The organism is Kitasatospora sp. NPDC007106, from assembly GCF_040634455.1.
GTDB lineage: Bacteria > Actinomycetota > Actinomycetes > Streptomycetales > Streptomycetaceae > Kitasatospora > Kitasatospora arboriphila.
Map to the genome: position 1 here is coordinate 1 of NZ_JBEYFP010000109.1, position 14,223 is coordinate 14,223.

Here is a 14,223-nt window from a genome sequence, read left to right on the forward strand (position 1 = left end):
GTCGTCCCGGGCCACCCAGACCGTGCCCATGCCGCCGCGGCCGAGCCGCCGCCCGAGCCGGTAGCGCCCCGCGAGCAGACGGCCGTCGGCGCCGCCCGCGTCACCCGTGCCGTGCGTGCCGTTCGAGTCGTTCGAGTCGTCCGCCCCGCCGTCCGCCGGGGGCCCGCCGCTGTCCGCTGGGTCCATCGCCGTCCCCTGTGCCCCGTCAGAAAATCCGTCCCGCCGCTCCGGCCGGACGGCCCCGCCCGGCTCCCAGTCTGGGCCCGGTGCCCCGGCCCGGCGACCGGGAGCGGCGGGACGGCGACGCAGCGCACCCGGCCGGGAGCGGACTCCCGACCGGGTGCGTGGGTGGTGCGACGGGCCGTGGTGCGCGGGCTGCGCGGGCGTCAGATGTGGACGGCCGGACCGGCGTCGTTGGCGCCGCGCTTGGTGAGCAGGCCGAGGCCGGCGGCGGCGAGCGCCACCACGGCGGCGACCACGAAGGCGAGCGACATGCCGCTGACGAAGGAGGTGTGGACGGCGTTCGCCATCGCGTCCACCGCCTGCTGCGGGGTACCGGCCGGGGCGGGCGGGGCGATGCCGAGCTGGGCGGCCTGGTTGAGGCCCTCGGCCTGGGCGCCCTGGACGGGCGGCAGACCGGCCTTCGCCCAGTTCTCTGGCAGCACGTCGGTGACCTTGGAGGCCATCACGGCGCCGAGCACGGCGGTGCCGAGGCTGCCGCCGACCTGCATGGCCGCCTGCTGCAGGCCGCCGGCCACGCCGGACAGCTCCAGCGGGGCGTTGCCGACGATCACCTCGGTGGCGCCGACCATGACCGGGCTCAGGCCCAGGCCCATCAGCACGAACCAGAGCGACATCACGCCGGTGCCGGAGTCGGTGGAGAGGGTCGACATGCCGAGCATGGCGGCGGTGGTGAAGAGCATGCCCGCGACGATCGGGATGCGCGGGCCGAGCTTGCCGATCGCGGCACCGGCGACCGGGGCGCCGACGATCATCATGCCGGTCATCGGCAGCAGGTGGACACCGGCGTCGACCGGGGCCATGCCGTGCACGTTCTGCAGGTAGAAGGTGACGAAGAAGACGCCGCCGAAGAAGGCGAAGGCCATCAGCACCATGAGCAGGGTGCCGGCCGACAGCGGCACCGAGCGGAACAGGCTGAGCGGGATCAGCGGCTCCTTGGCCTTCGTCTGCCAGAAGGCGAAGACGGCCATCGCGAGGACGGCGCCGCCGAGGAAGACCAGGGTCGCCGGGTCGCCCCAGCCCCAGACCGGGGCCTTGATGATGCCCCAGACCAGCATGAACATCGCCCCGGAGAGCAGCACGATGCCGGGGATGTCGAAGGACTTCGCGGCGTTCTCGGTCTTCACGTCGCGCAGGATCCACAGGCCGAGCGCCAGGGCGATCAGGCCGACCGGGATGTTGATGAAGAAGACCGACTCCCAGTTGACGTGCTCGACCAGCAGGCCGCCGACGATCGGGCCGGCCGCGGTGGAGGCGCCGATCACGCCGCCCCAGATGCCGATCGCCATGTTCAGCTTCTCGGCCGGGAAGGCGCCGCGCAGCAGGCCGAGCGCGGCGGGCTGCAGCAGCGCGCCGAACAGGCCCTGCAGCACGCGGAACAGGATGACGGTCTGAATGCTGCCGGCGAAGCCGATCGCGGCGGACGTGGCGGCGAAGCCGGCCGCGCCGACCAGGAAGGTCGACTTGTGGCCGAACCGGTCGCCGATCTTGCCGGCGGTGATCAGGAAGACCGCGAGCGCCAGCAGGTAGCCGCTGGTCACCCACTGGATGTCGGCGGGCGAGGCGCCGAGGTCGGCCTGGATGGCCGGGTTGGCGATGGCGACGACGGTGCCGTCGAGGGCCACCATCATCACGCCGACCGCGACGGTCAGCAGGGTCAGCCAGGGGTGGCCCTGGAGGCCCCGGGAGCCGGTCGGCGGGGTGCCGGCGGACCGCGACGGCGCGTCCGCCTTCCCGGTCTTGACGACGGACGAACTCATGCGTGCCCTCCGGGCTTTCGGACGAGACGAGGGTGACGTGCTGCGGACGTGGCGAGGTGGCGCCGCGGGCCCACCCGTCCCCACGGCTGTCCGGCCCCGGCGGCGCCACTCGCGGGAACATTATGTCAGCTACTGACATTCGGCAATTCATGTCGTACGTCTGGCACTGACATTTGGCAGAACCGCTATCGTGGTATCCGTCCCGCTCTGCCAGGAAAGGCGCCCTGCATGGCCCTGCCGCTCACCCCCTCCCGCACCGGACAGCCGGCCTCCGACTGCCGGGTCCTCGGACTGCGCGAGCGGAAGAAGCAGCGCACCAGGGACTCCCTCGTGGCGGCCGCCCACGGCCTCTTCCTCCGGCAGGGCTACGCCCGCACCACCGTCGACGAGATCGCCGCCAACGTGGACGTCTCGCAGCGCACCTTCTTCCGGTACTTCGCCAACAAGGAGGAGGTCGCGCTGGCCGTCCTCGCCGACGCCGAGGACTACTTCGTCGAGTGCCTGCGGCGCCGGCCCGCCGAGGAGACGCCGCTGCAGGCCATGCGGGCCTCCATCACCCAGACCTGGCAGGTGATGAGCCGGGACGAGGGCAGCGGACCGGGCGGCGTGCAGGCCGCACTGGAGCTGATCGACCTCATCGAGTCCACGCCGATGCTGCTCGCCGCCCACCTGCGGCGCACCATCGAGCAGGAGGGCGTGGTCACCGCGATCCTCGCCGAACGCGAGGGCCTCGACCCCGCCACCGACGTCCGGCCGCGGGTGCTCGCCGCCGCCTTCGGCGCCGTCATCCGGGTCTCCCACCTGTCGTGGACGGCCGACACCGCCGCCCACGCGGCCGGCCCTGACGGCATGATCGCCATCATCGAGCGCCACCTCGACCAACTCGGCCCCGCCCTCGCCGGCCCCTGGCGCAGCTGAGGAGTCACGAGCACCTCACCCAGGGGCGCGAGGGCCCGAGCAGCGCTCAGGGGCGTGTCACCTGGCACCTCCGGGCTTGCGGCACGGTGACGTTCGATCAGTTCCTGGAGACGGGCCTCGCCCTGCCCTCGGCGACCGAGCGGCTCACCCGGGAGACCGAGGTGACCCTGCGGGTCGGTGAGAAGACCTTCGCCATGGGCACCCCCGACTCCGGCCGGGTCTGCGCCAGGGCGCCCGAGGAGGAGCAGGCGGCCCTGCTCTCCGCCGATCCGGACACCTGTACTGTGGCCCCGTACGTGGGCCGGCACGGCTGGTTGCTGGTCGAGTTGGGCCGGGTCGGTGCGGACGAGCCGCGTGAGCTGGTCACCGAGGCCCGGCGCAGCACCGCGCCCGAGCGACCGGGCCGGACGTTCGACGCCGAACGGGCAACCTGACGCCACGCCAGGTCCCTCTCCTGTGTGACTCATCACACGGTTTAGACTCTGCTCACCCCCAGCTCGGGCGTTCTACCCTGGCTGGCACAGCAGTCGTACCACCGTCGGGCCCCGCCCGCTGTCACGGTCACCGGCCCGAGGGAGAGTACGCCCATGCAGCGCAGGCGGGTCAAGCGGATGCTGATAGGCGCCTTCGCCGCCTCCGCCGTCCTGCTGGACGCCGGAGCGGCCGCCGCCCAGGCCGCCGCCTCGAACGAGCAGGTGGCGATCACCACCCCGCCGGCCGGCAGCGCCGCCTGGGTCGAGGACGAGTCGCTCGGCCGCGCCCTGCCCGACCCGGCCACCGCGGACGCGCCCGCCGTCGCCGCCTTCTTCGCCGGCCTGAGCGAGGCCGAGCAGGACCGCCTCGCCGAGGTGTATCCGCTGGTCGTGGGCAACCTCGACGGCGTCCCGGTGGCCCTGCGCTACCGCGCCAACCGGATCGCGGTCACCGAGGAGGTCGAGCGGGCCCGCGAGCGCGCCGCCGACCACCGCCTCTCCCCGGTCGAGCGCGCGGCCGCCTCCGTCCGCGCCGACGACACCGAGCGGCTGCTCAAGCCGGGCCGGCAGATCCTCGCCTTCGACCCGCGCGGCCGCGGACTGGTCAGCGAGGCGTACGGCGACCTCGCCACCGCCGACCGGATCTCCGTGCTGGTGCCCGGCTCGGACGCGGACCTCGCCCACTTCGACCAGACCGCCGACCCGCTGCGCTCGGTGACCGGCATGGCCCGGGCCCTGCTCGCCGAGGAGCACCGGCAGTCCCCCGGCACCCGCACCGCCGTGATCGCCTGGACCGGTTACGTCACCCCCTCGGGGCTCGGCCCGGACGCGGTGACCTCGCGGCTGGCCGAGGCCGCGGCGCCGCGGCTGCTGCGGCTGCTGGCCGGGCTGCGGGAGACCGGCAGCGCCACCCTCCCGCCGACGCTGTTCTGCCACTCCTACGGCTCGGTGGTCTGCGGCACCGCCGCCCCGTCGATCCACGGCTCGGCCCCGGCCGACGTGGTGGTCTTCGGCAGCCCGGGCATGGGCGTGCAGACCTCGGCCGAGCTCGGGCCGGGCGTGCGGGTGTGGGCCACCCGCAACCCCACCGACTGGATCGGCAACGTGCCGTACCTGGAGTTCGGCGGCTTCGGCCACGGCGCGGACCCGACGACGCAGGAGTTCGGCGCCGTGGAGGTCTCCTCGCTGGGCTCCAACGGCCACACCGGCTACTTCGCGGACGGCACCCAGAGCCTCCACAACTTCGGTTCGATCGCCCTCGGCGACTACGGCGACGTCACCCGCCGCCAGCCCTAGCTCGGCGGGTGACGTCCGCGGGCCGGGCTACTCGCGGCCGGCCGAGGTCGAGGACATGTCGGCGTAGCGGTTGCCGGTCACCAGGCCCGCGATCGGCTCCAGCTCGGCGAGCTCCTCGGCGGTGAGCCTCAGTCCGGCCGCGGCCGTGTTCTCGGCGAGCCGGCTGCGCTTGCGGGTGCCGGGGATCGGCACCACCGTCAGCCCGTGGACCTCGGCCCGCTGGTGCACCCAGGCCAGCGCGACCTGCGCGGCCGTGACGCCGAGCTCCGCGGCGATCTTCTGGATCGGCGCCACCAGGGCCGCGTTGCCCGCGGCGTTGGCACCGGAGAACTGCGGGTGGTAACGGCGGTAGTCGTCCGTGCTCAGCTGCTCGGCGGCGGTGAACGCGCCGGTCAGGAAGCCTCGGCCGAGCGGCGAGTACGGCACGAAGGCGACCCCGAGCTCGGCGGCGGCGGGCACCGCGGTGCGCTCGACGTCCCGCGAGAAGATCGACCACTCGGACTGCAGGGCGGCGATCGGGTGCACCGCGTACGCCTCGCGCAGTTCGGCGCCGGTGACCTCGGAGAGTCCGAGGTGGCGGACCTTGCCGGCCTGCACCAGCTCGGCCATCGCGCCCACCGACTCGGCGAGCGGCACCTGCGGGTCGCGGCGGTGCATGTAGTAGAGGTCGATCACGTCGATGCCGAGGCGCTGCAGCGAGGCGTCGACCGCGCTGCGGATGTACGCCGGGTCGTTGCGGACGCCCCGGTACGTCGGGTCGTCCGCGCGCCGCTCGATGGCGAACTTGGTCGCCAGCACCACGCGGTCGCGGTTGGCGCGGACGAAGGGGCCGACCAGTTCCTCGTTGTGGCCGGAGCCGTAGATGTCGGCGGTGTCGAACAGGGTGACGCCCAGGTCGAGGGCGGCGTCGAGGGTGGCCAGCGCCTCCTCGGTGTCGGTCGGACCGTAGAACTCGCTCATTCCCATGCAGCCGAGGCCCTGGATGCCGACGACGGGGCCGTTGGTGCCGAGCGGTGCGGTGGGGAGGGTCATGCGCTCTTCTGCTTCCTGCCGGGCGCGTCCGCGGCCGCGGCGCCGGCCGAGGGGCCGGTCGCGCCGTCGCCGGGGAGGCTGGACGAATAGATGTCGATCTTGTGGTCGAGCACGGCGAGCGTGGCGTGCAGATCGGCGATCCGCTGCCGGACCTCCTCGCGCTGCGCGACGAGGATGTCGTGCCGCTCGCCCGTGGTGTGGTCGCCTTCCCGGACCAGCTCCACGTAGCGCAGCATGTCCGCCACCGGCATCCCGGTCAGCCGCAGCCGGCCCAGGAAGGCCAGCCGGGCCAGGTCGGCGCCGTTGTAGCGGCGCTGTCCCGAGTGCGAGCGGTCCACCGGGTCGAGCAGGCCGATCCGCTCGTACCAGCGCAGGGTGTGCGCGGTCAGACCGGTGGTCGCGGAGACCTCGCTGATCGTGTGCCATTCGCTGCGCACGGGCTCGGCCGGCTCGTCCTCGTGCGTGCAGGCGAGCGGATCGGCGAGAACGGACGCGGAGCGGACGGGCGGTGCCACGGAGGCCTCCTCGGTGGTCGGCGACGGCTACGACGCTACTGAGTTGGAGTGCACTCCAAGCAAGCCTGCCACGCGGCGCCGGCCGGCGGGCGGCTATGGTCGGCGCATGCAGAGCTTGCGGATGATCGAGGACTGGCCGGTGCCGAACGCGGCGGCCGCGGTGGTGCGGGGCACGGACGGGGCGGTGCTCGGCGCGCACGGGACGCAGGAGCACCTCTTCCCGCTGGCGTCGGTGACCAAGCTGCTGTCCGCGTACGCCGCGCTGGTCGCCGTCGAGGAGGGCGTCTTCGAACTCGACGACCCGGCGGGGCCCGAGGGCTCGACCGTCCGTCACCTGCTCGCCCACACCTCGGGGCTGGCCTTCGACGAGCACCGGGTGATGGCGCAGCCCGGCACCCGGCGGCTCTACTCCAACGCCGGCTTCGACGTCCTCGCCGACACCCTGGAGAAGGCCTCCGGCATCCCGTTCGCGCAGTACGCGCAGGAGGCCGTCTTCCGGCCGCTCGGGATGCACGCCACGCTGATCAACACCGCGCACCGGGCGCCGGCCGGCGCGGGCGGCCTGTCGACCGTGGCCGACCTCGCCCTGTTCGCCGCGGAGCTCCAGGCCCCGCGGCTGCTCGACCCGACCACCGTGCAGCGGGCCACCCGCGAGGTCGCCTTCCCCGGTCTCGGCGGCGTCCTGCCCGGCTTCGGCCACCGGCGGCCCAACGACTGGGGGCTCGGCTTCGAGATCCGCGGCGCCAAGGACCCGCACTGGACGGGCACCACCAGCTCGCCCGGGACCTTCGGCCACTTCGGCCAGTCCGGCACCTTCCTCTGGGTCGACCCCGCCGCCGGTGTGGCCACCGTCGCCCTGACGGACCGTGACTTCGGCCCCTGGGCCGCCGAGGTCTGGCCGCTCTTCACCGACGCCGTCCTCGCCGAACTCCGGGGCTGACGGGGCCGCTCCGGGCGCGGGGGCACCCGGCCCGGTGCCCGGAACGGGCCTTGCACGGCCGCGCCCGGCTGCGGTAGATCATCGGTCATGCATTCGATGTCCGTGTCGCGGGTGCGGCAGCTGATGACGGTTCAGGGCTACCGCGGGCCCGTCCTGCTCGCCCTGCTCGTCCTCCTCGTCGCGGCCGTGCCGCGGGCGACCGGGATCGTCGCGGTCGGTGGTGCCGTGGTCGCCGTGTGCCTGGTGGCGCTGGGGGCCCTGGGCTGCATCGCCGCGCTCGTCGCCGCCGCCATGCCCGTCGCCGCCGCGACCGCCCTGTGGCGTCGCCGCGGTCGGCTCCGCAGGCCGGGCAACTCCGTCCTGGCGGGCTGCGCGGTCCTGGCCGCCGCGGCGCTGCTGGCGTTCAGCCTGCCCGCGGCGGACTGGGCGATGGCCTTCGTGGCGCTCGCGGGCGGTGCCGCCACCGTCGTGCTCTGGTTCGGCTGGCTGTTCTCCGACGCACCCGCCGCCGCCGTGCGGCCGGCCGGCAACTGGCGGTGGGCGGTGCCGCCGCTGCTGCTGGCGGCCACCGCGGTGCTGCTGCACTTCCAGGTGCCGCAGCAGGCCCGGTTCGCGCTGGCCCGTCCGGCGCTGAGCTCCTTCGCCGAACGGGCCGAACACGTGGCGGCCGGCGACGGCCGGCTGCCGCAGCCGTCGCACCTCGGCACGTACCCGGTCGACGACGTGACCGCGGTGGGTGTCCGCGGGTTCCGGTTCACCGTGCCGGGCAGCGGTCTGCTCGAACGCACCGGCTTCGCGTACCTGCCGGACGGGCCTCCGGAGGACGAGGTGTCCTACACCCACCGGTCCGGCCCCTGGTACACCTGGTCGGACCACGAGGACCTGTGAGGACCCCGCGGCCTCAGCCGTAGGTCAGCGGTGAGTGCATCTCCCAGAGCAGGAGTTCGGCGCCGTCCGGGCCGGCGGTGGGGTCGGTGAAGGCGTCGCCGGTGATGCGGACGGCGTCGCCGGGTTCGAGGGAGCGGCCGGCACCGTGCGGTCCGGGGACGGTCCGGTAGCCGAGCGAGCCGGCGGTCAGGTGGACGTACCGGTAGGGCGCCTCGGGGAGCGCGGGCAGCGGCTGCCACGGGCCGGCGGTGACGAGGTACAGGGCGGCGTCGGAGCGGCGCAGCCGCAGGGCGTCCGACGCGGCGTCACGTTCCAGGCCGGAGGCGAGCAGGGTCAGCCCGTCCTCGGCGGGTTCGACCTTCCGCAGGCCGTACGCGGGCGGGGTGCCGAAGGTGTCGGGCTGCAGCCACATCTGGACGAAGCGGACGGGCACGGCGGAGCCGCCGAGGTTGCGTTCGGTGTGGCCGATGCCGGAGCCGGAGCTGAGGTGCTGGACCATGCCGGGGCGGACGACCCCGGCGTGCCCGTCGTCGTCGCGGTGGGCGAGCGCGCCCTCCAGCACCCAGGTGAGGATCTCGGTGTCGCGATGGCGGTGCTCGTCGAAGCCGGCGCCGGGGGCGAGGGTCTCCTCGTTGCAGGCGAGCAGCGCGCCGAAGTGGGTGTTCTTCGGGTCGTAGTGCCCGGAGAAGGAGAAGGAGTGCCGGGTCTCGATGCCCTCGGCCGGGGTGGAGCGGTAGCGCTCGGGCGCCCGGCGGAGGTCGGCACGGCCGCGGTCTCGGGTCTCGGTCACCCGCTCACGGTAGCCGGTGCGGCGCGGCGGGCGGCCGGTGCGGTCCGGCGCGCCGGGTTCCCACCGGCGGGGGGTGTGCACGAGCACGGCGTGTGGTGAGGCAGTCTTGTTCCTGTGCCAGCCGCATCAGCAAAGCCCGACAGCCCGAAGCCCGACAGCCCGAAGCCCGAGAGCGCGAGGGCCGACGGCGCGAAGGCCGACAAAAAGGCGGCCGCCCGCAAGGCGGCGCCGGCCGGGGAGCCGCCGCGCCCTCCGCGAGGTGGGCGGCTGACCGCGCAGGAGCGCAGACTGGCCGCCGAGCGGGCCGAGTTGCGCTCGGCGACGCTGAAGCGGCTGGAGAAGTCCTCGGGCAAGCTGGCCACCGCGGCGATCGCCCGGATGGACGACCAGCTGTCCTGGTACCGGCGGATGCCGCCGGAGCACCGGTCGTGGATCGGCCTGGTCGCGCAGGCGGGCATCGCGGCGTTCACCGAGTGGTACCGGCATCCGGAGGCGCCGCAGGCGATCTCCACGGACGTCTTCGGGACGGCGCCCCGCGAGCTGACCCGGGCGATCACCCTGCGGCAGACCGTGGAGCTGATCCGCACCACCATCGAGGTGATGGAGGAGGCCATCGAGGAGGTGGCCGCCCCCGGCGACGAGGCCGGGATGCGCGAGTCGGTGCTGGTGTACGCGCGGGAGATCGCCTTCGCGACGGCCCAGGTGTACGCGCAGGCGGCGGAGGCCCGGGGTGCGTGGGACGCGCGCCTGGAGGCGCTGGTGGTGAACTCGCTGCTCTCCGGCGACGCGGACGAGGGCGTGCTGTCGCGGGCGGCGGCGCTGGGCTGGGGTCAGCCGAGCCAGGTACGGGTGGTGATGGGCAGCGCCCCGGACGGGGACAGCGAGGCCGTGGTCGAGGCGATCCGACGGGCCGCCAGGTACGCCAAGCTGCAGGTGCTGACGGGCGTGCTGGGCCGCCGGCTGGTGGTGGTGGTCGGCGGCGACAAGGAGCCGGTGCACACCGCGAAGGCGTTGATCGGGCAGTTCGCGCCGGGCCCGGTGGTGGTCGGTCCGAGCGTGCCGGACCTGCTGTCGGCGACGCGCTCGGCGCAGGCCGCGGCGGCCGGGCTGCGGGCGTGCGCGGCGTGGCCGGACGCGCCGCGGCCGGTGCTGGCCGACGACCTGCTGCCGGAGCGGGCGCTCGCCGGGGACCGGGCGGCCCGGCGGCAGCTGGTGGAGGAGATCTACACACCGCTGGACGAGGCGGGGTCGGCACTGCTGGAGACGCTGAGTGTCTACCTGGAGCAGGCGTCCTCGTTGGAGGGCGCGGCCCGGATGCTCTTCGTCCACCCCAACACCGTGCGCTACCGGCTGCGTCGTGTGACTGACGTCACGGGCTATGCTCCGTCCGACGTGCGCTCGGCGTTCACCCTGCGCATCGCCCTTGCGCTGGGCCGTCTCGGAGCCGTCGCCGACCAGGGCTGACCGCGCTGTAGGGACTGCACAACCCGGCGTGCTTTTCTTCGTTGTCGTCGCCTACCCGCCCACGGGTGCCTGGCGAGAGAGGGTTGAACCGTGCTCGTAATCGTCGCCCCTGGACAGGGTGCTCAGACCCCCGGATTCCTCAGCCCCTGGCTCGAGCTGGACGGCGCCGCCGACCGCCTCGGACAGTGGTCCGAGGTCGCCGGTCTCGACCTCGTCCGCTACGGCACCGAGGCCTCCGAGGAAGAGATCAAGGACACCGCGGTGGCCCAGCCGCTGCTGGTGGCCGCCGGCCTGGTGACGGCCGGCGTGCTGTTCGCGGACGGTGACTTCCGCTCGCTGGTCGGCGGCGTGGCCGGCCACAGCGTCGGCGAGATCACCGCGGCCGCGCTGGCCGGCGTGCTGAGCGCCGAGGACGCGTTGGCGTTCGTCCGCGAGCGGAGCCTGGGCATGGCCGAGGCGGCCGCCGCGCGGCCGACCGGGATGACCGCCGTCCTCGGCGGCGAGCCGGACGCCGTCGCCGCGAAGCTCGCCGAGCACGGCGTGACCGCGGCCAACAACAACGGCGGCGGCCAGATCGTGGCGGCCGGCACGCTGGAGCAGCTGGAGGCGCTGAAGGCGGACCCGCCGGCCGGCGCCCGGCTGATCCCGCTGAAGGTGGCGGGCGCGTTCCACACCGAGCACATGGCTCCGGGCGTGGAGCGCCTGGAGAAGTTCGCCCCCGGGCTGGCGGTCTCCGACCCGGCCGTGGCGTACGTCTCCAACAAGGACGGCGGCGTGGTGGGCTCCGGTGCCGAGGTGCTGGCCCGCCTGGTGTCGCAGGTCTCCAACCCGGTCCGCTGGGACCTGTGCATGGACGCGATCCAGCAGCTCGGTGCGACGGCCGTGATCGAGCTGTCGCCCGCGGGCACCCTCACCAACCTGGTCAAGCGCAACCTCAAGGGCGTGGCGACGCTGGCCCTCAAGACCCCTGCCGATCTCGACAAGGCCCGCGGGCTGGTCGCCGAGCACGGTGCTCAGGAGAACAACGGATGACAGCGCCCCAGATCAAGCCGGCCACCGGTGCCGCGCACTCGCGCATCCACGGCGTCGGCGGCTACCGCCCCGTCCGGGTGATTCCCAACGCCGAGGTGCTCAACTGGATCGAGTCCTCGGACGAGTGGATCCGCACCCGCAGCGGGATCGCCGAGCGCCGCTGGGCCGGACCGGAGGAGTCCGTCGCCGAGATGTCGGTGCAGGCCGCCGGCAAGGCGATCGCCCAGGCCGGGATCGCCCCGGAGCAGATCGGCGGCGTGATCGTGGCGACCGTCTCGCACCTGAAGCAGACCCCGGCGATCGCCACCGAGATCGCGGACCGGCTGGGCTGCGGCACCGCCCCGGCCTTCGACATCTCGGCCGCCTGCGCGGGCTTCGGCTACGGCCTGGGCCTGGCCGACGGCATGGTGCGCGGCGGCAGCGCCGAGTACGTGCTGGTCATCGGCGTGGAGCGGCTCAGCGACCTGACCGACACCTCCGACCGTTCGACCGCCTTCATCTTCGGTGACGGCGCGGGCGCGGCGATCGTCGGTCCGTCCGAGACCCCCGGCATCGGCAAGGTGATATGGGGATCGGACGGCTCGCAGCGCGACGTCATCTCGCAGACCCAGGCCTGGGACACCGCGTTCGCCAAGGAGGACGCCGTCAACGGCGCCGGCGACGAGGCCAAGTGGCCGGCCCTGCGGATGGAGGGTCAGACCGTCTTCCGCTGGGCGGTCTGGGAGATGGCGAAGGTGGCCCAGCAGGCCCTGGACGCCGCCGGGATCACCGCCGACCAGCTCGGCGCCTTCATCCCGCACCAGGCGAACATGCGCATCACCGACGCCATGATCAAGGCACTGAAGCTGCCCGAGTCGGTGCCGGTCGCGCGCGACATCGCCGAGACCGGCAACACCTCCGCGGCCTCCATCCCGCTGGCGATGGAGCGCATGCTGGAGAGCGGTGAGGCCAAGAGCGGCGACCTCGCCCTCATCATCGGCTTCGGGGCGGGTCTCGTGTACGCCGCCGCAGTCGTTACTCTCCCCTAGGCACCCTCCCCGGGCGCCCGCGCCCCCGAAATCCCGCGACGGTCCGCCGGACCGCTCGCTGTCTACACCCGAAGAGGAGCAGCCGCTATGGCTACCAAGGACGAGGTTCTGGAAGGTCTCGCCGAGATCGTCAACGAGATCGCCGGCATCCCGACCGAGGACGTCGAGCTCGACAAGTCCTTCACCGACGACCTGGACGTCGACTCGCTGTCCATGGTCGAGGTCGTCGTGGCCGCCGAGGAGCGCTTCGACGTGAAGATCCCGGACGACGAGGTCAAGAACCTCAAGACCGTCGGCGACGCGGTGGACTACATCCTCGCCAACAGCTGAACCCGCGGCCGGCCCGTCCGGCTGCCTGCGGTCGGCCGGGGCGCACCCAGCCCCGGCCGGCCGTTCCCCCACGGCCCCTCCGCCACCCCTTGCACACGTGAGAGAAGAAGAACCAGTGACCGCTGAAAACCGCACCGTGGTAGTCACGGGTATCGGCGCCTTCACGCCGCTGGGCGGCGACGCCGCCTCGTTCTGGGAGGGCCTGCTGGAGGGCCGTTCCGGCGTGGGCGCGCTGACCGAGGAGTGGGCCGCGGACCTGCCCGTCCGGATCGCCGCGCGCACCGCGGTGGACCCGGGCGAGGTGCTGCCCCGTCCGCTGGCCCGCAAGCTGGACCGCTCGGCGCAGTTCGCGCTGATCGCCGCTCGCGAGGCCTGGGCCGACGCGGGCTTCGAGACCCCGGCCACCGACGAGTCCTCCAAGCTCGCGCCCGAGCGCCTGGGCGCCGTGATCGCCTCCGGCATCGGCGGCGTGACCACCCTGCTCGACCAGTACGACGTGCTGAAGGACAAGGGCGTCCGCAAGGTCTCCCCGCACACCGTCCCGATGCTGATGCCGAACTCCCCCGCGGCCAACGTGGGCCTGGAGGTCGGTGCGCGCGCCGGCGTGCACACCCCCGTCTCCGCCTGTGCCTCCGGCGCCGAGGCGATCGGCTACGCGATCGAGATGATCCGCACCGGCCGCGCCGACGTCGTGGTGGCCGGCGGCACCGAGGCGGCGATCCACCCGCTGCCGATCGCCGCGTTCGCCAACATGATGGCGATGTCCAAGAACAACGACGAGCCGCAGCGCGCCTCGCGTCCGTACGACAAGGCCCGGGACGGCTTCGTCCTCGGCGAGGGCGCGGGCGTCGTGGTGCTGGAGTCGGCCGAGCACGCGGCCGCCCGCGGTGCCCGCGTCTATTGCGAGGCCGTCGGCCAGGGCCTGTCCTCGGACGCCCACCACATCGCCCAGCCGGAGCCGACCGGTGCCGGTGTCGCCCGTGCGATCGCCGACCTGTTCGAGCACAGCGACCTGGACAAGGCCGAGGTCGTGCACGTCAACGCGCACGCCACCTCGACCCCGCAGGGCGACACCGCCGAGGTGAAGGCCCTCTCCAAGGAGCTCGGCGAGCACCTCGGGCACGTGGCCATCTCGGCCACCAAGTCGATGACCGGCCACCTGCTGGGCGGCGCCGGCGGCATCGAGACCGTCGCGACCGTGCTGGCGCTGCACCACCGCACGGCCCCGCCGACCATCAACGTGGACGACCTGGACGACGAGATCGAGGCGGACATCGTCCGCGGCGGTCCGCGCGACCTGCCCGCCGAGGGCCGGATCGCGGCGCTGAACAACTCCTTCGGCTTCGGCGGCCACAACGTGGTCCTCGCCTTCCGCACCGTCTGAGAATCGCTCACTCGGCACCGGTAGCGGTACCAAGGAGGGGCGCGGGGAACCGCGCGACCGGCGGGGCACGGCATCCGCCCCCACCGTCGCGCGGTCCCCCCGCCCCCTTCGCCTGCGGGGGGCCGGCCGGTGA

The 14,223-nt window shown here is 73.8% G+C and carries 14 protein-coding genes and 1 pseudogene; 10 read left to right on the forward strand and 5 right to left on the reverse strand.

The window, feature by feature from the left end; translation table 11 throughout:
• Positions 1 to 186, reverse strand: a pseudogene (locus ABZ641_RS12870) (serine/threonine protein kinase); the annotation flags it as partial.
• Positions 187 to 386: 200 nt separating this feature from the next.
• Complete coding sequence (locus ABZ641_RS12875; protein ID WP_359981358.1) at positions 387 to 2,000, reverse strand: MFS transporter; 1,614 nt, start codon at positions 1,998 to 2,000, stop codon at positions 387 to 389.
• A 228-nt stretch (positions 2,001 to 2,228) separates the two neighbouring features.
• Here ABZ641_RS12875 and ABZ641_RS12880 point away from each other — a divergent pair, with 228 nt between their 5' ends.
• The 3 genes from ABZ641_RS12880 to ABZ641_RS12890 all read left to right on the forward strand — a co-directional run bounded on the left by ABZ641_RS12880 (position 2,229) and on the right by ABZ641_RS12890 (position 4,687).
• On the forward strand, positions 2,229 to 2,918 hold the full coding sequence (locus ABZ641_RS12880; RefSeq protein ID WP_344622685.1) for a TetR/AcrR family transcriptional regulator: 690 nt from the start codon (positions 2,229 to 2,231) through the stop codon (positions 2,916 to 2,918).
• A gap of 86 nt (positions 2,919 to 3,004) precedes the next feature.
• Complete coding sequence (locus ABZ641_RS12885) at positions 3,005 to 3,352, forward strand: MmcQ/YjbR family DNA-binding protein (protein ID WP_359981361.1); 348 nt, start codon at positions 3,005 to 3,007, stop codon at positions 3,350 to 3,352.
• Between the two features lie 153 nt (positions 3,353 to 3,505).
• The gene (locus ABZ641_RS12890; RefSeq protein ID WP_359981363.1) at positions 3,506 to 4,687 is read left to right on the forward strand and encodes an alpha/beta hydrolase; all 1,182 of its coding nucleotides are present in this window, start codon (positions 3,506 to 3,508) and stop codon (positions 4,685 to 4,687) included.
• 27 nt (positions 4,688 to 4,714) lie between these two features.
• Here ABZ641_RS12890 and ABZ641_RS12895 read toward each other — a convergent pair whose 3' ends face one another.
• Both ABZ641_RS12895 and ABZ641_RS12900 read right to left on the reverse strand, forming a co-directional pair.
• Positions 4,715 to 5,719 (reverse strand): aldo/keto reductase, encoded by a 1,005-nt coding sequence (locus tag ABZ641_RS12895; RefSeq protein ID WP_359981365.1) that lies wholly within the window; start codon positions 5,717 to 5,719, stop codon positions 4,715 to 4,717.
• On the reverse strand, positions 5,716 to 6,156 hold the full coding sequence (locus ABZ641_RS12900) for a MerR family transcriptional regulator (protein WP_359981376.1): 441 nt from the start codon (positions 6,154 to 6,156) through the stop codon (positions 5,716 to 5,718). Before ABZ641_RS12900 ends, ABZ641_RS12895 begins: the two co-directional genes overlap by 4 nt.
• A gap of 184 nt (positions 6,157 to 6,340) precedes the next feature.
• Here ABZ641_RS12900 and ABZ641_RS12905 point away from each other — a divergent pair, with 184 nt between their 5' ends.
• Together ABZ641_RS12905 and ABZ641_RS12910 are read left to right on the forward strand one after the other, a co-directional pair.
• A complete protein-coding gene (locus tag ABZ641_RS12905; protein ID WP_344622681.1) occupies positions 6,341 to 7,174 on the forward strand; it encodes a serine hydrolase domain-containing protein in 834 nt (277 codons plus the stop codon).
• Positions 7,175 to 7,261: 87 nt separating this feature from the next.
• Positions 7,262 to 8,062, forward strand: coding sequence for a hypothetical protein (locus tag ABZ641_RS12910; RefSeq protein ID WP_359981368.1), 801 nt, complete (start codon positions 7,262 to 7,264; stop codon positions 8,060 to 8,062).
• Between the two features lie 13 nt (positions 8,063 to 8,075).
• On the opposite strand, the gene ABZ641_RS12915 is transcribed toward ABZ641_RS12910, so the two are convergent.
• Positions 8,076 to 8,852, reverse strand: coding sequence for a pirin family protein (locus tag ABZ641_RS12915; protein WP_344622679.1), 777 nt, complete (start codon positions 8,850 to 8,852; stop codon positions 8,076 to 8,078).
• A gap of 267 nt (positions 8,853 to 9,119) precedes the next feature.
• Between ABZ641_RS12915 and ABZ641_RS12920 the strand changes: the two genes are divergently transcribed.
• The 5 genes from ABZ641_RS12920 to fabF all read left to right on the forward strand — a co-directional run bounded on the left by ABZ641_RS12920 (position 9,120) and on the right by fabF (position 14,090).
• The gene (locus ABZ641_RS12920) at positions 9,120 to 10,316 is read left to right on the forward strand and encodes a PucR family transcriptional regulator (RefSeq protein WP_078660900.1); all 1,197 of its coding nucleotides are present in this window, start codon (positions 9,120 to 9,122) and stop codon (positions 10,314 to 10,316) included.
• A 90-nt stretch (positions 10,317 to 10,406) separates the two neighbouring features.
• The gene (locus tag ABZ641_RS12925; protein ID WP_344622678.1) at positions 10,407 to 11,348 is read left to right on the forward strand and encodes an ACP S-malonyltransferase; all 942 of its coding nucleotides are present in this window, start codon (positions 10,407 to 10,409) and stop codon (positions 11,346 to 11,348) included.
• On the forward strand, positions 11,345 to 12,376 hold the full coding sequence (locus tag ABZ641_RS12930; protein WP_359981372.1) for a beta-ketoacyl-ACP synthase III: 1,032 nt from the start codon (positions 11,345 to 11,347) through the stop codon (positions 12,374 to 12,376). The genes ABZ641_RS12925 and ABZ641_RS12930 overlap by 4 nt, the downstream gene beginning before the upstream one ends.
• An 87-nt stretch (positions 12,377 to 12,463) precedes the next feature.
• The gene (locus ABZ641_RS12935) at positions 12,464 to 12,706 is read left to right on the forward strand and encodes an acyl carrier protein (RefSeq protein WP_030267568.1); all 243 of its coding nucleotides are present in this window, start codon (positions 12,464 to 12,466) and stop codon (positions 12,704 to 12,706) included.
• A 115-nt stretch (positions 12,707 to 12,821) separates the two neighbouring features.
• Entirely contained in the window at positions 12,822 to 14,090 is a 1,269-nt protein-coding gene (gene fabF, locus ABZ641_RS12940; RefSeq protein WP_344622676.1) for a beta-ketoacyl-ACP synthase II, read from the forward strand.
• Positions 14,091 to 14,223: the final 133 nt, after the last annotated feature.